This is a genomic window from Mycobacterium seoulense (assembly GCF_010731595.1).
Classification (GTDB): Bacteria; Actinomycetota; Actinomycetes; order Mycobacteriales; family Mycobacteriaceae; genus Mycobacterium; species Mycobacterium seoulense.
The window spans coordinates 2,011,732-2,031,053 of sequence record NZ_AP022582.1; the positions used below are offsets into that span (position 1 = coordinate 2,011,732).

Consider the following 19,322-nt stretch of genomic DNA (forward strand, 5'->3'; position numbering starts at 1 on the left):
GGCGCGGGCCGCTAGTAGCGGCGGGCGTCGTGGATCGGGCCTGCGGCATTCATCGGCACCACGCGCACCGGCTGGCCGTAGGTGGAGGAATGGATCACCATGCCGTCACCGACGTAGATGCCGCTATGTGACGCGTCGGAATAAAAGGTGATCACGTCGCCGGGCTGCAGGTCCGACACCGCCACCGGTTGGCCGCCTTGGGCCTGCGCCTGGCTGGAGTGCGGCAACGAAATACCGGCCTGCTGGAAGGCCCACATCACCAATCCGGAGCAGTCGAACCCACCGGGCGCGGCGCCGCCCCACACGTAGGGCGAACCGACCTGGGTCAGCGCCGCCTGCACGACGGTCCCGCGGTCACCGCCGCCGACCCCGCCACCGAACGGTCCGGGCAGTCCGCCGGGCGGGGGCGCCTCGCCGGGCGCCTGGCCGGCGGGCGGCGGCGCCCCGGGCGGTGCGGCCTCCGGCGCGGGGGCGCCGGGTGCCGGCAGACCGGCGGGGATGGGACCGGGATCGGCGAGCGCGGTGCGCTGCTCGGGCGACAACGAGACGTACTGCGACTTGACGACGGCGATCTGCACCTGCAGCTGACTTTGCTTGGACTGCAGGCTCGCCCGCACCGCGGCGGCCTGCTCGGCCGCGCTCTTCGCGTCGGCGGCGGACTTGGCGGACTCCCGCTCGGCCTTGGCGGCCTGCTCGTTCGCGACCCGGAAGTTCGTCATCTGGTCGGCCATCTGCGTAGCCATCTGCCGCTGCATGGCCAGCTTGTCGATCAGCCCTTGCGGCGATCCCGCGGTCAACATGGCCGTCATGCCGTCGACGCGGCCGCCCATGTAGGTGGCGGCGGCGAGCTTGTTGACGGCACCTTGGAAGGACGCCAAGCGGGCCTTGGCCGCATCGACGGCGGCCTGGGCGTCGTCGTGCTTCTTGTCCGCCGCACGCTGGGCCGCCAGCTTGTGGTTGAGGTCCAGCTGCGCGCTGTGCATCGCCTCGGTGGTCTGCTCGGCCTGGCGGGACAACTGGTTGAGCTTGGCCAGCGCGTCCTCGGCCGGGTCGGCCGACACGTGGGCGGCGAGGACACCGGATAACACAGTGAAGCCCGCTAGCGTCCCGATGGCAGATCGTGTGAGTACACGCGCAAACGGGTATCTAGAGCTAAGCCTCAAGATTTTGCTTCCTTAAACGGCCATCGACGACCACGCGCGTCGTCGAGCTGGGTTTAGGTCTCAAACAGGTTACGAAACGATATCGACGTTTGTCCAAAGCGAGCGGTTAAGAAATTGGCAAGATTTCTGTCATTATCATGTGAACGACGCGGACCCCTTCGTAAACCTTTGGCACGCAAAGCATCTTAGGCGACGCCCGAATCGCGCTCGCGGCGGATAGGCACCAACCGCAATCGCGGTGCCAGCCCCGCATCGGCGAGTACCGCCAATGCAGCGCATTCGTCCTCCAACAAAGTTTGCGGAACCCCGAGTAACACGCTGACGACGCAATCGCGGCACCCCGGCCCGCGGACCGCGCAGTCGTCGCAGTCGATCACCACCGGCGCCCGCGCTTCGGGCACCGTCGCGCCGTTGCTGTCGGGTCCACTGCTTCGTGCCATCGGGATCGGTCCTCTCGGTCAAGGCTCAGGCGAACGTCAGGTCGGACTGCCCGAACGGTAACCGCAGCCACCGACAACCAGCCGGCACCGCGTTTCGGGCGGTAAAGGGGCCTGGGTTCGTTCGGCGTGGGAGACACCCGGGTGTCGGTGGCCGCGCTTAACGTCGCGGCATGGGTGCCGGTGGTGCGACTCAGCTCAGTTTCGCCGACCTGGGGTCGTCCTTCGAAACCCCGGACGTCGCGCTGCGCGACACCACGTTCGTCGTGGTGGACCTGGAGACCACCGGGGGCCGCACGAAAAGTACGGGCGGACACGCCCCCGACGCCATCACCGAGATCGGCGCGGTCAAGGTCCGCGGCGGCGTGGTGCTCGGCGAGTTCGCCACGCTCGTCGACCCGCAGCGCAGCATCCCCCCGCAGATCGTGCAGCTGACCGGGATCACCACCGCGATGGTGTCCGACGCCCCGACCATCGACGCCGTGTTGCCGATGTTCCTCGAGTTCGCCGGCGGGGCGGTGCTGGTCGCCCACAACGCCGGGTTCGACATCGGATTCCTGCGCGCGGCAGCCGCGCGCTGCGATCTGCCCTGGCCGCGGCCACAGGTCCTGTGCACGGTGCGGCTGGCCCGCCGCGTGCTCAGCCGCGAGGAAGCCCCCAGCGTGCGGCTGGCCGCCCTGGCACGGCTGTTCGCCGTGGCCACCCAGCCCACGCACCGGGCCCTCGACGACGCCCGCGCCACCGTCGACGTGCTGCACGCGCTCATCGAGCGGGTGGGCAACCAGGGCGTGCACACGTATGCCGACCTGCGCTCCTATCTGCCGGACGTGACGCCGGCGCAGCGGCGCAAGCGGGTCCTCGCCGAGGGCCTGCCCCGCCGGCCGGGGGTCTACCTGTTCCGTGGGCCGTCGGGCGAGGTGCTCTACGTCGGGACCGCCGTCGACCTGCGCCGCCGGGTCGGCCAGTACTTCACCGGCGCCGACCCGCGCGGCCGGATGAAGGAAATGGTCAACCTAGCCACCGCGGTCGACCACGTCGAGTGCGCTTACGCGCTGGAGGCCGGCGTCCGCGAGCTGCGGCTGCTGGCCGCGCACGCCCCGCCCTACAACCGCCGGTCGAGGTTCCCGCACCGGTGGTGGTGGGTGGCGCTCACCGACGAGGCGTTCCCGCGGCTCGCGGTGGTGCGAGCGCCCCGCCACGACCGGGCCGTCGGGCCCTTCCGGTCGCGCTCCGACGCCGCCGACACGGCCGAACTGCTGGCCCGCTTCACCGGGCTGCGCACGTGCACCACGCGGCTGGGACGCTCGGTCCTGCACGGGCCGGCCTGCGCCGAGGCGGAGATCTCGCCCTGTCCCGCCGCGCGCGACATCACGGCCACGCAATACGCCGCGGCGGTGGCGCGCGGCGCGGCCCTGATCGACGGGATGGAGAACGCCGCCCTGTCGGCCGCGGTGGATCAGGTCACGGCGCTGGCCGAGCGACGACATTTCGAGAGCGCCGCGCGCCTGCGTGACCGCACCGCCACCGCCGTCGAGATCCTCTGGCGGGGCCAGCGGTTGCGCGCGCTGGCCACGCTGCCCGAGCTGATCGCCGCCGCCCCCGACGGCCAGGGCGGCTATCACCTGGCCGTCGTCCGGCACGGCCAGCTCGCGGCGGCCGGCACCGCCGCGCGCGGGGTGCCCCCGATGCCGGTGGTCGACGCGATTGTGGCCGGGGCACAGGCGATCTTGCCGACGGCGGCCCCCCTCGGCGGCGCGTTGGTGGAGGAATCCGCTCTCATCGCGCGCTGGCTGACCGCTCCGGGAGTGCGCATCGTCCGCGTCGACGACTCCCCCGACGCCGCGGGCTGGGCCTCGCCGCTGCATTCTGCCGGCGCCTGGGCCGCGTGGGCGGCATCGGCGCGCTCGGCGCGGCTCGCCTACGAGCAAGCGGCGCAATACGATTCAGGTTTGCTGGCCGAACCGCACCCATCGCGCGAGCAGCTGTTCGGCCGCGCCGGAATCGATCGCCGCGGCGGCGCGCTGCAGCCCGTCCTCCCACGCCGGCAACCATTCAGCGCGGCTGGATAGGCCGGCGTGCGCGACGATCGCCCCGGCGGCGTTGAGCACCACGGCGTCCCGCACCGGGCCCTTGGCGCCGCCCAGCACCGCACGCACCTCCGCCGCGTTGGCCTGCGCGTCGCCGCCCAGCAGATCGTCGAGATCGGCTCGGGCGAAACCGAATCCGGCCGGATCGAACGTCAGCTTGTCCACCGTCCCGGCCTGCACCCGCCAAATCGTGCTGGTGGTCGTCGTGGTCAACTCGTCGAGCCCGTCGTCACCGTGCACCACCAGCACGCTGGACCGGCGCGCGGCGAACACCCCCGCCATCACCTCGGCCAGGTCGGCGAACGCGCAGCCGATCAGGCCGGCCCGCGGCCTGGCCGGATTGGTCAGCGGCCCAAGGAGATTGAACACCGTCGGCACGCCGATCTCGCGGCGCACCGACGAGGCGTGCCGGTACGACGGATGAAACACCGGCGCGAAGCAGAACCCGATGCCCACTTCGGCCAGGCTCTGTGCGACCTGCTCGGGTTCGAGTTCGATGCGCACCCCGAGCGCCTCCAGCGTGTCGGCACCGCCGGCCAACGACGACGTCGCGCGGTTGCCGTGTTTGACCACCGGCACGCCCGCGGCCGCGACCACGATCGCGGCCATGGTGGACAGGTTGACCGTGTTGATGCCGTCCCCGCCGGTCCCGACGATGTCCACCGCGTCGTCACGGATGGCGGGCATCGGGCGCGCGCGGCTCAGCATGACGTCGGCCAGCTCACTGACCTCGGCCGAGGTGGGGACCTTCATCGTCATCGCCACCGCGAAGGCGGCGACCTGGGCCGGGCTCGCGTCGCCGGCCATGACCCGGTCCATGGCCCAGGCGGCCTGGCCGCGGACCAGGTCCCGGCCGTCTGTCAACCGGGCCAGGACCTGCGGCCACGACGGCGCCGCCCCCGGGCCCGCGGTGGAACCGCCGGGGGGCGAAGCCTCAGGTGACACAGCCACGCGCCGATGGTCCCACGCGGACCCGACCTCCCCCAACCGGCGCGAAAAGCCACCCGCCGCGGACCCGGTCGCGACGCGAAAAGATCAAATGCCGCCCCGGGTGGAGTTCAACAACTACAAAGCGTCATACTTGCGGATGTGACCAGCGCTGTAGGGACCTCAGGTACTGCAATCACGTCGCGGGTTCATTCCTTGAATCGACCCAACATGGTCAGTGTCGGCACCATCGTTTGGCTCTCCAGCGAGCTGATGTTCTTTGCCGGCCTGTTCGCGATGTACTTCACCGCGCGTGCGCAGTCCGGCGGGAAGTGGCCGCCGCCGCCGACCGAGCTCAACCTCTATCAGGCCGTTCCGGTGACGCTCGTGCTGATCGCGTCGTCGTTCACCTGCCAGATGGGGGTGTTCGCGGCCGAACGTGGCGACGTCTTCGGGCTACGCCGGTGGTACGTGATCACCTTCCTGATGGGCCTGTTCTTCGTTTGCGGACAGGGCTACGAGTACTTCCACCTGGCGACCCATGGCACCACGATTCCCGGCAGCGCCTACGGCAGCGTGTTCTACCTGGCGACCGGGTTCCACGGCCTGCACGTGACCGGCGGTCTGATCGCGTTCATCTTCTTGCTCGCCCGCACCGGGATGAGCAAGTTCACCCCGGCGCAGGCCACCGCGAGCATCGTCGTCTCCTACTACTGGCATTTCGTCGACATCGTGTGGATCGCGCTGTTCACCGTGATCTATTTCATCCGATGAGCCGACGGCTCCGAATACAAGACGGAACAGGAGTGCTGGGTTGAAGAAACTGGGGTCTATCCGATCCGGTGCGCGGCCCGGTCAGCCGCGAAAAGCCGCCAGCGACCGCTCCCGGCGGCGGCTGCGCCGCCGCCTGTCGGGCGGGCTGTTGCTGCTGATCGCGCTGACCATCGCCGGCGGGCTGGCCGCCGTGCTGACCCCGCGCCCGCAGGTTGCCGTCGCCGACGAGTCGTCCTCGGCGCTGCTGCGGACCGGCAAGCAGCTGTTCGACACGTCGTGCGTGTCGTGCCACGGCGCCAACCTGCAGGGGGTGCCCGACCGCGGGCCCAGCCTGATCGGCGTCGGCGAGGAGGCCGTCTACTTCCAGGTCTCGACCGGCCGGATGCCCGCGATGACCGGCGAGGCCCAGGCGCCCCGCAAGGAGCCGATCTTCGACGAAGCGCAGGTCGACGCGCTGGGCGCCTACGTGCAGGCCAACGGCGGCGGCCCCACGACCGTGCGCAACCCGGACGGCAGCCTGGCCATGAAATCGCTGCGCGGCGACGACCTGGGCCGCGGCGGCGACCTGTTCCGGCTGAACTGCTCCTCCTGCCACAACTTCACCGGCAAGGGCGGGGCGCTGTCGTCGGGTAAGTACGCGCCGCCCCTCGAGGCGCCCAACGAGCAGCAGATCCTGGCGGCCATGCGGACCGGCCCGCAGAACATGCCGAAGTTCTCCGACCGTCAGCTGTCCTTCGAAGCCAAGAAGGACATCATCGGCTACATCAAGGCGGTCACCGAAGAGCGCCAGCCCGGCGGCTACGGCCTCGGTGGATTCGGGCCCGCACCCGAGGGCATGGCCGCGTGGATCATCGGGATGGTCGCCGCCATCGCTTTGGCGCTGTGGATTGGGGCACGAGCCTCATGAGCCGCGTCGAGACGATGCAGAGCGTAGCGATGAGGAGGAGCGGCGCATATGAGTGACGTCAATGCCGTAGGCGGCTCTGACACCGACAAGGGCGCCGCGCCGAACGAACCCGACGAGGCGGCCCTGGCCGCCATGTCGCGGCAGGAGCTGGTGGCGCTGGGCGGGAAGCTCGACGGGGTCGAGACGATCGTCAAGGAACCCCGCTGGCCCGTGGAGGGCACCAAAGCCGAGAAGCGAGCCGAGCGCGGAGTCGCCCTGTGGTTGTTGCTGGGTGGTGTTTTCGGGCTGGCGCTGCTGCTGGTCTTCCTGTTCTGGCCGTGGGAGTACAAGCCGAAGAATGCCGCGGGCAGCCTGTTGTACGACCTGGCCACCCCGCTGTACGGGCTGACCTTCGGGATGTCGATCCTGTCGATCGCCGTCGGCACCATCCTGTACCAGAAAAGGTTTATCCCCGAAGAGATTTCGATCCAAGAGCGGCATGACGGCGCCTCCCGGGAGGTCGACCGCAAGACGGTCGTGGCCAACCTCACCGACGCCCTGGAGGGCTCCACCGTGCGGCGGCGCAAAGTGGTCGGGCTGTCGTTGGGACTGGGCCTGGGCGCGTTCGGCCTGTCGACGCTGGTCGCGTTTGCCGGCGGCCTGATCAAAAATCCGTGGAAGCCGGTGGTGCCCACCGCAAACGGCAAGAAGGCCGTGCTGTGGACCTCCGGCTGGACCCCGCGGTATGCGGGCGAGACCATCTTCCTCGCGCGGGCGACCGGGTCGGCCGGTGCGTCGCCGTTCATCAAGATGCGCCCCGAGGACCTCGACGCCGGCGGCATGGAGACCGTCTTCCCGTGGCGGGAATCCGACGGTGACGGCACCACCCCGGAATCGCAGGAAAAGCTCCGCGCGATCAACCAGGGCGTCCGCAATCCCGTGATGCTCATCCGCATCCGGCCGTCCGACATGCCCCGCGTGGTCAAGCGCCAGGGCCAGGAGAGCTTCAACTTCGGCGAGTTCTTCGCCTACACCAAGGTCTGCTCGCACCTCGGGTGCCCCGCGTCGCTGTACGAGGAGCAGTCCTACCGAATCCTGTGCCCATGTCACCAGTCGCAGTTCGACGCCCTGCACTTCGCCAAGCCGATCTTCGGCCCGGCGGCGCGCGCGCTGGCGCAACTGCCCATCACGATCGACACCGACGGATATCTGGTCGCCAACGGTGACTTCGTCGAGCCCGTCGGACCGGCATTCTGGGAGAGGACGACAACATGAGTCCAAAACTGAGTCCCCCGAAACCGCCCAAGATCGGCGATGTCCTGGCCCGCCAGGGCGAAGACATCGACACGCGCTATCACCCCTCGGCGGCGGTGCGCCGGCAGCTCAACAAGGTCTTCCCGACCCACTGGTCCTTCCTGCTGGGCGAGATCGCGATGTATAGCTTCATCGTGCTGCTGCTCACCGGCGTGTACCTGACGCTGTTCTTCGACCCGTCCATGGCCGAGGTCACCTACAACGGGGCCTACCAGCCGCTGCGCGGGGTCGACATGTCGAAGGCCTTCGCCTCCACCCTCGACATCTCCTTCGAGGTGCGCGGCGGCCTGTTCGTCCGGCAGGTGCACCACTGGGCCGCACTGATTTTCGCCGCGTCGATCATGGTGCACCTGGCCCGCATCTTCTTCACCGGCGCGTTCCGGCGGCCGCGTGAGGCCAACTGGGTCATCGGCTCGCTGCTGCTGATCCTGGCGATGTTCGAGGGGTACTTCGGCTACTCGCTGCCCGACGACCTGCTCTCGGGCATCGGGCTGCGCGCCGCGCTCTCCTCGATCACGCTCGGGATGCCGGTGATCGGCACCTGGTTGCACTGGGCGCTGTTCGGCGGCGACTTCCCTTGCGGCGGTGTCGGAAACGAATGCGCGACGGCGGGCTACATCATCCCCCGCATGTACGCCCTGCACATCCTGCTGCTGCCGGGGATCATCCTGGCCTTGATCGGGCTGCACCTGGCGATGGTGTGGTTCCAGAAGCACACCCAGTTCCCCGGCCCCGGCCGCACCGAGCACAACGTGGTCGGCGTCCGGGTGATGCCGATCTTCGCGGTGAAATCCGGCGCGTTCTTCGCGGCGATCGTCGGTGTCCTGGGCCTGATGGGCGGCCTGCTGCAGATCAACCCCATCTGGAACCTGGGCCCCTACAAGCCATCTCACGTTTCGGCCGGTTCGCAGCCGGACTTCTACATGATGTGGACGGAAGGCCTGGCCCGCATCTGGCCGCCGTGGGAGTTCTACTTCTGGCACCACACGATTCCGGCCGCCGTCTGGGTGGCGCTGATCATGGGCCTGATCTTTGTCCTGCTGATCGTCTACCCCTTCCTGGAAAAGCGGTTCAGCGGCGACTACGCGCACCACAACCTGCTGCAACGTCCACGGGACGTCCCGGTGCGCACGTCGATCGGCGCGATGGCGATCTCGTTCTACATGTTGCTGACGCTGGCGGCGATGAACGACATCATCGCGTTCAAGTTCCAGATCTCCTTGAACGCGACGACGTGGATCGGCCGCATCGGGATGGTCATCCTCCCGCCGGTCGTCTACTTCATCACCTACCGGTGGTGTGTCGCGCTGCAGCGCAGCGACCGCGAGGTGCTGGCGCACGGGATCGAGACGGGCATCATCAAGCGGTTGCCGCACGGGGCCTACATCGAGCTGCATCAGCCGCTCGGCCCCGTCGACGACCACGGCCACCCGATACCGCTCGAGTACCAGGGCGCGGCGCTGCCCAAGCGGATGAACAAGCTGGGCTCGGCGGGTTCACCGGGCAGCGGCAGCTTCCTGTTCGCCGACCCGGCGTCGGAGGACGCGGCCCTGCGCGAGGCGGCACACGGGTCCGAGCAACGTGCCCTGACCGCGCTGCGCGAGCACCAGGACAGCATCGCCGGTTCGACCAACGGGAAGAACGGCGAGCGCCACTAGCTCCGTGCCGGTTCGGTGAAGACCGCGCCGCACTGTTGCTGGGCCGCCCGCAGGATGGAGCCGGCGGTCAGGAAGGCCGGCTTCGTCTGGTCGCGCGAGTCGACGGGCAGGTTGGCCGCACAGCGCAGCATCATCAGGCCGAGCGCGCTGTAGGTGGTGTACGGGACGATCAGCAGGTTGACGCGTGCGTCGTCCCCGATGATGGTCATCACGTGCTGGCGCTTCCGTTCCCAGCCCGCCCAATTCAGGTCGGGCGGTCGCTGCAGCGGCGGCCAGTTGACGTTGATGGAGCTGACGTCTCCCAGCAGGGGTGTCAGGACGGCGATCAGCTCGGGCAATTCGTTGGTGATGCGGTCCGCGCGCGGCCACCACGCTCCGTCGATGGCACGGCCCAGTTCACGGGCCACCGACACCCGGACTGGATTGGCTCGGCGCCGGCGTTCGAACAATTCGGTCATCCGAGGGCCCGGCGGCCAGGCAGACTCGCGACAATCACGGGCGGATCCCTTCACGTCGGCGTCGTTCACCCCGGCTGGCCCGGGGCGGACGGAGGAATCGCATTGCCCGTGGCCGGCATCCGCATTGGGGGGCTGCACCGCTGACAATGAAACGGCTCGGAGTCAACGCTACGCCACCGCCACCCCGCGGGGCGGCCAGGGGCCGGACCGCGCGCGCTCGGCCGGCCCGGCGACCCGGGAGGCGGCCCAGCGGGGCACGTCGGGCCGCGCGGACCGCCCTGGCTCCGTCTGTAGGACTACAGTGGTAAGGGTCCGACCGTGGCGCTGTCCGGGTGAGCGGGGGGCGACAGGGTGAGGATGGGCAATGGCGATACAGGACTGGGGCGACGCCCCGGAGATCCACCCTTCGAAGATCCGCGTGGGTGACATCATCGGCACGTTGCGTCCCACGGCACTGCGTTACACCGTCAAGATGATCAGCGGGCCGCAGACCACTCCCCGGCGCTGGACATTCTTCGGCCGCGACGACCACGGCAAGCAATACACGGGCACGTTCGGCGAGAACGAATTGGTTCGCAGGTACACCAAGTCGTGACGCGCGCTTACTGAGCGGCGACGGCGCGGCGCAGCTGGCGGACGTGCAGCCACTCGATCACCGGCATCCCGGCGGTGACGACGCCGGCTACGCCGTACGCGACCCAGGACGGGGTGTCGTGGCCCACGGCCATCAGGTACGTCGCCGTAGCCACCGCCACCAGCGCAGCTCCCATCGCGCCGACCAAGAGCACGGTGCCGCGCAACCAGGCCCGATCCACCGCCTCGCCCGACCACTCGGAGTCGGTCTCCTGAGCGGGCGCCTGCGCGCGCGGTTGGCGCGCCCATTCGGCCGCGGTCCGCGGCGCCTGGGACATCAGCCGCACCGGGGGCCGGCTGGCCGCGGTCATCCCCCTGGCGGCCGGCTCGGTCTGGGCCATCCGGCGGGCCCGCAACAGCATGGGGATCGCCCCGGCGATGATCAGCGCGGACACGATGATCACGGCGTAGAGCACCCAGGAGGTGGTGTGCGCGCCGCCGGCCGCCTTGTGAAAACCCCGACCCAGGTCCGCCAGCGCGACGGTCGCGGCCACGCTCACGCCCAGTAAGACCAGCCAGACGGCGCCGCAGGCGCCGATCAGGATGCGGTCGACGACGTCGGGCGAAATGGTGTCGTCGCCGAACCCGCGGCGGTACGCCGAATACCTGCTCACCATCAGCAGCTCGTCTGCGGCGAGTCGTTGGTGTTCGACGAAAGGACCGTTCCGTCGCTCGTCGTGATCGAGCAGTTGAGCCGGCTGACCCGGAAAAGGCTGGACGCCTCGACCGAGCCCACGTCGGACTGGGAGATCGGCGTGACGGTCATCGACCACGGGATGTACACGTTGTGCTGCGTGCGCCGCCGGCCCGACGCGTCGACGTAGGTCACCGAGATGATGTCACCGGGCGCCTTGGTGCCGGTCACCGAATACGTCACCTGCCGCGGCCCTGCGGGGGTCGTCGAAGGAGGTGGCGGTGGCGCTGCCGCCGTCGAGGTGGCCGGGGGCGGCGCCGGGGCGGGCGGCGGCGGTGGCGGCGGCGGGGCGGGCGTCACCGTCACGGTCTGTGTCTCCGTTGCTGTCGGGGGCGGCGGTTCGGTCGTGGGTGGGGGCGGCGGAGGCGGGGCGGCGGCTTGGTGGTCGTGATCTCGTCCTGCATCGGCGGCGTCGACGGGACGGTGGTGGTGTTCGGGTTGGCCAGCTTGGTGGTGTCGGTGCGCGCGAACAGCAGCGACACCGACACCACGAGCGCGATGGCGGCCACGATGGCGGCGATCCCCACCACCCAGGGCCACCGCGGCGCACCGTGCTCCTCGTCGGTGTCGGCAGACTCGTCGAAGGCGTCGTAGTCGTAGAGCCTCAGATCGGCCGGCAGGTAGGGACCGCTGATGAAGTGCTCCGACTCGGGGGCCGAATAGGCCCGTGAATAGACGTCGGTCTGGCCCGTCTGGTCGACCGCCGGCTCGGCGCTGTCGTCGAAGGGTTCGATCTCGTCGACGGAACCGGGCTCCTCCCCCGGCTCGGGGCCGTCCGTGGGCTCGATGTCGGAATCCGGTTGGTGGGGAGCCTCGTTCACGGAATCGGGTTCCTCAGGTTCCCATTCCGGGGGTTTCGGCCCGCTCATCTTTGCCTGCCCTGTCCGACTGCCTCACCAGCGCGCGGGGCCCGGCGGCCATACCGTTGCGCGCGCGCTTGAGAAATTGTCATTTGCCTGGGCAAAACATTACCGAACCGAGAGGGGCAGAGAAGTCCTGGCGAACCAGCCACAGATCACGTGATCGGATTGTGACCTTTTGGGTCGGGAATCAGTGCTTCTCGGGCCCGACGTAGTACTCGAAGATCAGGCCCGCGACCGAGGCGAGCACGAACATCACCCCGGCGGCGATCAGCCACGTCAGCCACAACGCGATCCCGACCGCGGTCACCGAGGCCGACAGTGCGACCAGGATCGGCCACCAGCTGTGCGGGCTGAAAAAGCCCAATTCGCCTGCTCCGTCACTGATCTCGGCGCCCTCGTAGTCCTCGGGACGCGTATCGATGCGGCGTGCCACGAACCGGAAGAAGGTGGCCACGATCAATGCCAGGCCGCCGGTCAGCGCCAGCGCGGTCGTGCCCGCCCACTCCTCACCACCGGTGGCGAAAAGCGCGGTAAGCACGCCGTAAAGCACCGCAACCACAATGAAAAACCCGGCGACGAATTCGAAAAGCCTGGCTTCAATATGCATTTGGTGTCCTAACCTACTGACTTCCGGCCAACTGGCCGCGGCGGGTGTCGAACGGGTGCGTGGACACCGCGAGCGGCGCCTGACCGATCGACTGCAATGCCTGGGCGTTGGTCTTCCCGTCGATCCGCTGCTGCAGGTAAGCCTTGAAGTCGTTGGGCGGCACCACCCGAACCTCGAAGTTCATCATCGAGTGATAGGTGCCACAGAACTCGGCGCAGTGCCCGACGAATGCCCCGGGCCTGCTGATGTCGTCGACCTGGAAGACGTTCACCGAGTTGTTCGCCTCGGCGTTGGGGATCACGTCGCGCTTGAACAGGAACTCCGGCACCCAGAAGGTGTGGACGACGTCCGCGGACGCCAACCGGAACTGGATGCGCTTGCCGGTGGGCAGCACCAGCACCGGGATTTCATTGCTGGTGCCCAGGATTTCGACCTTGTCGAAGTTCAGGTAGGTCCGGTCCGAGGTGTTGAGCCCGCGGACCGGTCCGACGAGTTCCTCGCCGTGGGCGTCCTTGCCTTCGGGCTTGGAGACCATCGCGTTCTTGCGCGCCTGGTCGACGCCGTCGTAGGTCAGCGTGCCGTCCTTGAACTCGACGCGCTGATAGCCGAACTTCCAGTTCCACTGGAAGGCGGTGACGTCGACCACCACCTCGGGATCCTTGTCGACGTGCAGCATCTTCTCCTGCACCACCACGGTGAAGTAGAACAACACCGAGATGATCAGGAACGGCGTCACGGTCAGCACCAGTTCCAGCGGCATGTTGTAGCCGAACTGACGGGGCAGCTCGGTGTCGGTGGCCTTCTTGCGGTGGAAGGCCGACGCCCAGAAGATCAGGCCCCACACGATGACCCCGACGACCAGCGAGGCGATGGTCGCTCCGACCCACAGCTCGCGGTTGAGGTGGGCCTGCGGGGTGATGCCCTTGGGCCAGCCCAGACCCAGCGCGTCCGACCAGCTGCATCCGCTCAGGGTCACCGCCAGCACGCCGAACGTCGCGGCCAGCGCCACCGGCCGCAGACGACGGGACAGACCCCGCCGAACGCCCCCGGAACGGCCGCCGAAAAGGCCCCGGAACCTGCCCTGCGACAAACGTTGCGAACGGACCTGCTCGCGAGGTGTCACGTTGGCGCCTCCTGCTCGGATATCGAATACTACGCAGCGTAGACCACGCCGCTGACCCGAGCGACGAAACCCCGGCCCACCGGCCGTCACGACCTGCCGGGTGCGCTCGCCACGGCCGTCGCCGAAGTGCGGCATACTGGGGCGCCGTGTGTGGTCTGCTGGCGTTCGTCGCCGCCCCCGACAGTGCCACCGACGACGCTGCCGCGCGGGCCGACGGGGCGATCGCGCGCGCGGCGCACCTGATGCGCCACCGCGGTCCCGACGAGCCGGGCACGTGGACCGACCCGGGCGCCGACGGATCCGTCGTGTTCGGGTTCAACCGGTTGTCGATCATCGACATCGCGCATTCGCACCAGCCGCTGCGGTGGGGGCCGCCGGAGGCGCCCGACCGCTACGTCCTGGTGTTCAACGGCGAGATCTACAACTACCTCGAGCTGCGCGACGAGCTGGCCACCGCACACGGCGCGGCCTTCGCCACCGACGGCGACGCCGAGGCCATCGTCGCCGGCTACCACTACTGGGGCGCCGACGTGCTCACCAGACTGCGCGGCATGTTCGCCTTCGCCCTGTGGGATACCGCCACCCTCGAATTATTCTGCGCCCGAGACCCTTTCGGCATCAAGCCGCTGTTCATGGCGACGGGCGCCGGCGGCACGGCGCTCGCCAGTGAGAAGAAGTGCCTGCTGGACCTGGCGGACCTGGTCGGGTTCGACACCCGCATCGACGACCGGGCCGTGCAGCACTACACCGTGCTGCAATACGTGCCCGAGCCCGAGACGCTGCACCGCGGGGTGCGCCGACTGGAGTCGGGCTGCTCCGCGCGGATCCGGCCCGGGCGTCAGCCGGAGGTCACCCGCTACTTCGTCCCGCGCTTCGCCGCCACGCCGATCACCCGCGACACCGAACAGGCCCGCTACGACGAGATCACCGCCGTGCTCGAGGACTCGGTGGCCAAGCACATGCGCGCCGACGTCACCGTCGGGGCGTTTCTGTCCGGCGGCATCGACTCCACCGCCATCGCGGCGCTGGCCATCCGGCACAACCCCAACCTGATCACGTTCACCACCGGTTTCGAGCGGGAGGGCTTCTCCGAGATCGACGTCGCGGTGGCCTCGGCCGAGGCGATCGGCGCCCGCCACATCGCCAAGGTGGTCCACCCGGACGAGTTCGTCGCCGCCCTGCCCGAGATCGTGTGGTACCTCGACGAGCCGGTGGCCGACCCCGCGCTGGTGCCGCTGTTCTTCGTCGCCCGCGAGGCCCGCAAGCACGTCAAGGTGGTGCTGTCCGGGGAGGGGGCCGACGAGCTGTTCGGCGGCTACACCATCTACCGGGAGCCGTTGTCGCTCAAGCCGTTTGACTATCTTCCCCGGCCGCTGCGGCGGTCGATGGGCAAGGTGTCCAAGCCACTGCCGGAGGGCATGCGCGGCAAGAGCCTGCTGCACCGCGGCTCGCTGACGCTCGAGGAGCGCTACTACGGCAACGCCCGCAGCTTCTCCGACGCGCAGCTGCGCGACGTGCTGCCGGGGTTCCGCGACGAGTGGACGCACACCGACGTGACCGCCTCGGTGTACGCGCAGTCGGCCGGCTGGGACCCGGTGGCGCGCATGCAGCACATCGACCTGTTCACCTGGCTGCGCGGCGACATCCTGGTCAAGGCGGACAAGATGACGATGGCCAACTCGCTGGAGCTGCGGGTGCCGTTCTTGGACCCCGAGGTCTTCGCCGTCGCCTCGCGACTGCCCGTCGAGGCCAAGATCACCCGCACCACCACCAAGTACGCGCTGCGCCGGGCCCTGGAGCCCGTCGTCCCCCCGCACGTGCTGAACCGGCCCAAGCTCGGGTTCCCGGTGCCGATCCGGCACTGGCTGCGTGCCGGCGAGTTGCTGGACTGGGCCTACGGGCTGGTGGCGTCCTCACAGGCCGGTCACCTCGTCGACCTGGCCGCCGTCCGGCGCATGCTCGACGAGCACCGCAACGGCGCAAGCGATCACAGCCGGCGGCTGTGGACGCTGTTGATCTTCATGCTCTGGCACGCGATCTTCGTCGAGCACAGCGTGGTGCCGCAGATCAGCGAGCCGCACTACCCCGTGCAGCTCTGAGGGTCCTACCGCGAGCCGGGGCGGGAACCTAGCCCAGCACCGCGGCGATCTCGTTGGCCGCGTCGTCGCCGTAGGCGCCGGCCAACCGGTGAACCGCGGTCTCGCGGTTCCAGTCCCAATTCTGGGTGCCGGTCGACTCCAGGACCAGCACCGCGACCAGCGAGCCCAGCTGCGCCGAGCGCTCCAGGCTCAGGCCGGCGCTGCGGCCGGTGAGGAAACCGGCGCGGAACGCGTCGCCGACGCCGGTGGGGTCGGTCTGGCTGGTTTCGGGCACCACACCCACGTGGGTGGTGGTGCCGTCGGGCTCGACGATGTCGACGCCCTTGGGGCCCAGCGTGGTCACCCGCAGGCCGACCTTGGCCTGCACGTCGGCCTCCGACCAGCCGGTCTTGTTGAGCAGCAGCTCCCACTCGTAGTCGTTGGTGAACAGGTAGGCGGCGCCGTCGACGAGCCTGTCGATCTCCGCGCCGGACAGGCGGGGCAGCTGCTGGGACGGGTCGGCGGCGAAGGGCAGGCCCAGCGTGCGGCACTCCTCGGTGTGCACCACCATCGCGTCCGGGTCGTTGGCCCCGATGATGACCAGGTCCGGCTCACCGATGGACGACACCACGTCGGCGAGCTTGATGTTGCGGGCCTCCGACATGGCGCCCGGGTAGAACGACGCGATCTGCGCCATGTCGAGGTCGGTGGTGCAGGTGAAGCGGGCGGTGTGCGCCGTCTTCGAGATGAGCACGTTGTCGCAGTTGACGCCGTGGGACTGCAGCCAGTGCCGGTAGTCGTCGAAGTCGTCGCCGGCGGCGCCGACCAGCGCGACGTCACCGCCCAGCACGCCGATGGCGTAGGCGATGTTGCCCGCCACGCCGCCGCGGTGAATCACCAGGTCGTCGACCAGAAAACTCAGCGACACCTTCTGCAGGTGCTCAGCCAGCAGGTGCTCGGAAAATTTGCCCGGGAACCGCATCAGGTTGTCGGTCGCAATCGAACCTGTCACCGCGATCGTCACGAATGTCTCCGCCCTTCGTTAGTAAGGTTATCTAGCTTACGCACGCGTCTGGACCGTCGCTGTCTCCACGGTCGGCGCGAAGCGGTGCGCTAGCCTCCCTAGGGAACTCGCTCAAGTCGCCGGGCCACGGCGCTCGGTGGGGGTATCCCGCACCCAGCCCGTGTATACGTCCCGTCTACCACCGTAGGAGACCACGATGGCAGGTCCGCACTCGCCGAACCACACTGTCGGCGGGAGCGGACCCAGCGGCCCTGAGCCGCCGGCCCAACCTCGACCGCTCGAGTTCCCCGGAGATCCCCGCGCCGGCGACGCAGCCCCCGCCAATTATGCCGGGCAGCCGCCCCCGCCGATGCCCTACCCGCGGCGCCGGTCCAAGCGGCGGCTGATCATCGGCGTTCTGCTGGCGGTCGCGGCGGTGGCCGCCCTGACGGTGGCGATCGTGTACGGCGTTCGCACCAACGGGGCCAACACCGGCGCCACGTTCTCCGAGGGGGCCGCAAAGACGGCCATCCAGGGGTATCTGGACGCGCTCGACCACCGCGACATCGCGGAGATCGAACGCAACGCGCTGTGCGGCATGTACGACGGCGTCCGCGACAAGCGGTCCGACCAGGCGTTGGCCAAGCTGAGCAGCGACGCGTTCCGCAAGCAGTTTTCCCAGGTCGAGGTGACCTCGATCGACAAGATCGTGTACCTGTCGCAGTACCAGGCGCAGGCGCTGTTCACCATGCGGGTGTCGCCCGCGGTGGGGGGTCCGCTGCGCGGTGACCTGCAGGGCATCGCCCAGCTGCTCTTTCAGCGGGGGCAGATCATGGTCTGCTCGTACGTGCTGCGCACCGGGGGCTCGTACTGAGCGGGCTCCCCGTGCGGGCCTACCCGGTCAGTTGAACGAGTCGCCGCAGGCGCACGAACCGGTGGCGTTGGGGTTGTCGATCGTGAAGCCCTGCTTCTCGATGGTGTCGACGAAATCGATGGACGCGCCTTCGACGTAGGGCGCGCTCATCCGGTCCACCGTCAGCGTCACGCCGCCGAAGTCGGCGGTCAGGTCGCCGTCCAGCGTCCGGTCGTCGAAGAAGAGGTTGTAGCGCAGCCCCGCGCACCCGCCCGGCTGGACCGCGATGCGCAACGCCAGGTCGTCCCGCCCCTCCTGGTCCAGCAGGGACTTTGCCTTGGTGGCGGCGGCCTCGGTCAGGATCACGCCGTGCGTCTTGGCGTTCGTCTCGTTTTGCACCGTCATTGCTTCTCCTACGTGCCTCATCGTTGGGTGGGTTCGTTCAGGTCGAGCCGGGGTGGTCTCGCGTTAGGCGGCCCAATCCGCCCGGAAAAAGCCCACTGCATCAACGGTACCTTGACGGACCGCTATTCCCGAGTCGCGCCGCCACCACCGAGGCCAGCCCCATGAGCTGGTTGGCCGCGTCGGCCTGCGCCAGCCGCACCGATCCGGCGTGATCGGCGATGGACAGGGCGGCCATGATGCCCGCCGAGCGCACCGTGGCGTTGTCCAGGCCGACCTGACCTGCCAGCACGATCACCGGCAGTCCCCGCGGCCGGGCCGCATCGGCGAGAAAGCCCACCACCTTGCCGTGCAGCGACTGCTCGTCGAAGCGGCCCTCCCCGGTGACGATCAACTCCGCCGTGTCCAGATCGTCGGCCAACCGGGTGTGATGGGCGATGATCGCCGCCCCCGACTCGCAGCGGCCGCCCAGTGCCAGCAGACCGGCGCCGATGCCGCCGGCGGCGGCCGCGCCCGGTTCCGCGCTCACGTCGCGTCCGGCGACGGCTTCCAGGATGAGCGCCCACGCCTGCAGGCGGACTTCCAGAGCCGCGACGGTGACCGTGTCCGCGCCCTTCTGCGGCCCGAAGACCCTGGCCGCCCCCCACGGCCCGAGCAGGGGATATTCGGTGTCGGAGGCGGCGATGAGCTCCACGTTGCCCAGTTGGCGGCGGGCGGAATCCAGGCCGCCGAGCTCGGCGATCATGCCCTGCCCGCCGTCGGTGCAGGCGCTGCCGCCCAACCCGATCACGATCCGCGTCGCCCCGGCCCGCATCGCCTCGGCGATCAGCTGGCCCACTCCCCTGCTGTGGGCAGCCATCGCCGTCTCCGGGGTGGGCGGACCGCCCAGCAGGGCCAGGCCGCACGCCTGCGCGCATTCCAGGTAGGCGGTCGTCGTCGCGGGGTCGAACAGCCACTGCGCTTCGACCATGGTGGACAGCGGCCCGGACACCCGCAGGCGCCGCGTCTTGCCCCCCAATCGGCTGGCGAGCACCTCGAGGAAGCCGGGCCCGCCGTCGGACTGCGGGGCGACGATGAACCGGTCGCCCGGACGGGACCGGGTCCACCCCGTCGCGATGGCCGCCGCGGCCTCCACGGCCGTCATGCTGTCGCCATAGCAATCCGGGGCCACCAGGACGAGCATGGCGGGCAGCTGCAGGCGGCCGGGAGCGAGGCCAAAGGCGGCATCATCCGAGGCCGTCGACCCGTCGTCCATCACAGGCAGCCGTTCATCACTGGTAAGAGTAGGGCCAAGTGAGGCGCTGACGCAGGTCTAATAGCGAGGCATTCCAAGCCAATTCCGGGACCGGCCGTGGGCGAAGT

At 69.3% G+C, this 19,322-nt stretch carries 17 protein-coding genes and 2 pseudogenes; 8 read left to right on the forward strand and 11 right to left on the reverse strand.

What is annotated here, in order from left to right; genetic code table 11:
• Positions 1-11: 11 nt before the first annotated feature.
• Both ripC and G6N37_RS09245 read right to left on the reverse strand, forming a co-directional pair.
• Positions 12-1,163 (reverse strand): peptidoglycan hydrolase RipC, encoded by a 1,152-nt coding sequence (gene ripC / locus G6N37_RS09240; protein ID WP_163678985.1) that lies wholly within the window; start codon positions 1,161-1,163, stop codon positions 12-14.
• A gap of 185 nt (positions 1,164-1,348) precedes the next feature.
• The gene (locus G6N37_RS09245) at positions 1,349-1,603 is read right to left on the reverse strand and encodes a hypothetical protein (RefSeq protein ID WP_163678987.1); all 255 of its coding nucleotides are present in this window, start codon (positions 1,601-1,603) and stop codon (positions 1,349-1,351) included.
• A gap of 170 nt (positions 1,604-1,773) precedes the next feature.
• On the opposite strand from G6N37_RS09245, the pseudogene G6N37_RS09250 reads away from it, so the two are divergent.
• Positions 1,774-3,606, forward strand: a pseudogene (locus G6N37_RS09250) (DEDD exonuclease domain-containing protein); the annotation flags it as partial.
• Here the strand turns inward: G6N37_RS09250 and trpD are convergent.
• Positions 3,544-4,638 carry an anthranilate phosphoribosyltransferase gene (trpD, locus tag G6N37_RS09255; RefSeq protein ID WP_372514661.1) on the reverse strand — a complete coding sequence of 365 codons (1,095 nt, stop codon included), beginning with the start codon at positions 4,636-4,638 and terminating at the stop codon, positions 3,544-3,546. The pseudogene G6N37_RS09250 and the gene trpD overlap by 63 nt on opposite strands.
• A gap of 138 nt (positions 4,639-4,776) precedes the next feature.
• Between trpD and ctaE the strand changes: the two genes are divergently transcribed.
• The 4 genes from ctaE to qcrB are packed head-to-tail and all read left to right on the forward strand — an operon-like array spanning position 4,777 to position 9,246.
• Positions 4,777-5,388, forward strand: coding sequence for an aa3-type cytochrome oxidase subunit III (gene ctaE / locus G6N37_RS09260; protein ID WP_163678992.1), 612 nt, complete (start codon positions 4,777-4,779; stop codon positions 5,386-5,388).
• 40 nt (positions 5,389-5,428) lie between these two features.
• Positions 5,429-6,295, forward strand: a complete 867-nt coding sequence (gene qcrC / locus G6N37_RS09265) for a cytochrome bc1 complex diheme cytochrome c subunit (RefSeq protein ID WP_372514662.1) — start codon at positions 5,429-5,431, stop codon at positions 6,293-6,295.
• 48 nt (positions 6,296-6,343) lie between these two features.
• Positions 6,344-7,549, forward strand: a complete 1,206-nt coding sequence (qcrA, locus tag G6N37_RS09270) for a cytochrome bc1 complex Rieske iron-sulfur subunit (protein ID WP_163678994.1) — start codon at positions 6,344-6,346, stop codon at positions 7,547-7,549.
• Positions 7,546-9,246 (forward strand): cytochrome bc1 complex cytochrome b subunit, encoded by a 1,701-nt coding sequence (gene qcrB / locus G6N37_RS09275; protein WP_163678998.1) that lies wholly within the window; start codon positions 7,546-7,548, stop codon positions 9,244-9,246. Before qcrA ends, qcrB begins: the two co-directional genes overlap by 4 nt.
• On the opposite strand, the gene G6N37_RS09280 is transcribed toward qcrB, so the two are convergent.
• Positions 9,243-9,704, reverse strand: coding sequence for a DUF5994 family protein (locus tag G6N37_RS09280; protein ID WP_163679001.1), 462 nt, complete (start codon positions 9,702-9,704; stop codon positions 9,243-9,245). The two genes, qcrB and G6N37_RS09280, sit on opposite strands and share 4 nt — an antisense overlap.
• A 364-nt stretch (positions 9,705-10,068) precedes the next feature.
• Between G6N37_RS09280 and G6N37_RS09285 the strand changes: the two genes are divergently transcribed.
• Positions 10,069-10,299, forward strand: a complete 231-nt coding sequence (locus G6N37_RS09285) for a hypothetical protein (RefSeq protein WP_163679005.1) — start codon at positions 10,069-10,071, stop codon at positions 10,297-10,299.
• 7 nt (positions 10,300-10,306) lie between these two features.
• Here the strand turns inward: G6N37_RS09285 and G6N37_RS09290 are convergent, their stop codons facing one another.
• The 4 genes and pseudogenes from G6N37_RS09290 to ctaC all read right to left on the reverse strand — a co-directional run bounded on the left by G6N37_RS09290 (position 10,307) and on the right by ctaC (position 13,624).
• Positions 10,307-10,954 (reverse strand): DUF2561 family protein, encoded by a 648-nt coding sequence (locus tag G6N37_RS09290; protein ID WP_163679008.1) that lies wholly within the window; start codon positions 10,952-10,954, stop codon positions 10,307-10,309.
• Positions 10,954-11,900: pseudogene (locus G6N37_RS09295) on the reverse strand (MmpS family transport accessory protein). Before G6N37_RS09295 ends, G6N37_RS09290 begins: the two are co-directional and overlap by 1 nt.
• A gap of 181 nt (positions 11,901-12,081) precedes the next feature.
• Positions 12,082-12,501, reverse strand: a complete 420-nt coding sequence (locus tag G6N37_RS09300) for a cytochrome c oxidase subunit 4 (protein WP_163679013.1) — start codon at positions 12,499-12,501, stop codon at positions 12,082-12,084.
• A gap of 13 nt (positions 12,502-12,514) precedes the next feature.
• A complete protein-coding gene (gene ctaC, locus G6N37_RS09305) occupies positions 12,515-13,624 on the reverse strand; it encodes an aa3-type cytochrome oxidase subunit II (RefSeq protein ID WP_163679016.1) in 1,110 nt (369 codons plus the stop codon).
• A gap of 146 nt (positions 13,625-13,770) precedes the next feature.
• Between ctaC and asnB the strand changes: the two genes are divergently transcribed.
• Complete coding sequence (gene asnB, locus G6N37_RS09310) at positions 13,771-15,723, forward strand: asparagine synthase (glutamine-hydrolyzing) (RefSeq protein WP_163679019.1); 1,953 nt, start codon at positions 13,771-13,773, stop codon at positions 15,721-15,723.
• A gap of 28 nt (positions 15,724-15,751) precedes the next feature.
• Here the strand turns inward: asnB and G6N37_RS09315 are convergent, their stop codons facing one another.
• Entirely contained in the window at positions 15,752-16,726 is a 975-nt protein-coding gene (locus G6N37_RS09315; RefSeq protein ID WP_163679022.1) for a carbohydrate kinase family protein, read from the reverse strand.
• A 196-nt stretch (positions 16,727-16,922) separates the two neighbouring features.
• Between G6N37_RS09315 and G6N37_RS09320 the strand changes: the two genes are divergently transcribed.
• The gene (locus G6N37_RS09320) at positions 16,923-17,579 is read left to right on the forward strand and encodes an Rv0361 family membrane protein (protein WP_163679025.1); all 657 of its coding nucleotides are present in this window, start codon (positions 16,923-16,925) and stop codon (positions 17,577-17,579) included.
• A gap of 27 nt (positions 17,580-17,606) precedes the next feature.
• On the opposite strand, the gene G6N37_RS09325 is transcribed toward G6N37_RS09320, so the two are convergent.
• Entirely contained in the window at positions 17,607-17,963 is a 357-nt protein-coding gene (locus G6N37_RS09325) for a HesB/IscA family protein (protein ID WP_163679028.1), read from the reverse strand.
• Positions 17,964-18,063: 100 nt separating this feature from the next.
• A complete protein-coding gene (locus tag G6N37_RS09330; RefSeq protein ID WP_163684807.1) occupies positions 18,064-19,143 on the reverse strand; it encodes a glycerate kinase family protein in 1,080 nt (359 codons plus the stop codon).
• Positions 19,144-19,322: the final 179 nt, after the last annotated feature.

Bases quoted from the DNA above. Each gene is read 5' to 3' on its own strand.
- G6N37_RS09330 (WP_163684807.1), bottom strand. From the start codon at position 19,143: ATGCTCGTCCTGGTGGCCCCGGATTGCTATGGCGACAGCATGACGGCC.
- G6N37_RS09285 (WP_163679005.1), top strand. From the start codon at position 10,069: ATGGCGATACAGGACTGGGGCGACGCCCCGGAGATCCACCCTTCGAAG.
- G6N37_RS09245 (WP_163678987.1), bottom strand. From the start codon at position 1,603: ATGGCACGAAGCAGTGGACCCGACAGCAACGGCGCGACGGTGCCCGAA.
- G6N37_RS09290 (WP_163679008.1), bottom strand. From the start codon at position 10,954: ATGGTGAGCAGGTATTCGGCGTACCGCCGCGGGTTCGGCGACGACACC.
- qcrA (WP_163678994.1), top strand. From the start codon at position 6,344: ATGAGTGACGTCAATGCCGTAGGCGGCTCTGACACCGACAAGGGCGCC.
- G6N37_RS09320 (WP_163679025.1), top strand. From the start codon at position 16,923: ATGGCAGGTCCGCACTCGCCGAACCACACTGTCGGCGGGAGCGGACCC.
- G6N37_RS09280 (WP_163679001.1), bottom strand. From the start codon at position 9,704: ATGACCGAATTGTTCGAACGCCGGCGCCGAGCCAATCCAGTCCGGGTG.
- G6N37_RS09300 (WP_163679013.1), bottom strand. From the start codon at position 12,501: ATGCATATTGAAGCCAGGCTTTTCGAATTCGTCGCCGGGTTTTTCATT.
- qcrB (WP_163678998.1), top strand. From the start codon at position 7,546: ATGAGTCCAAAACTGAGTCCCCCGAAACCGCCCAAGATCGGCGATGTC.
- G6N37_RS09325 (WP_163679028.1), bottom strand. From the start codon at position 17,963: ATGACGGTGCAAAACGAGACGAACGCCAAGACGCACGGCGTGATCCTG.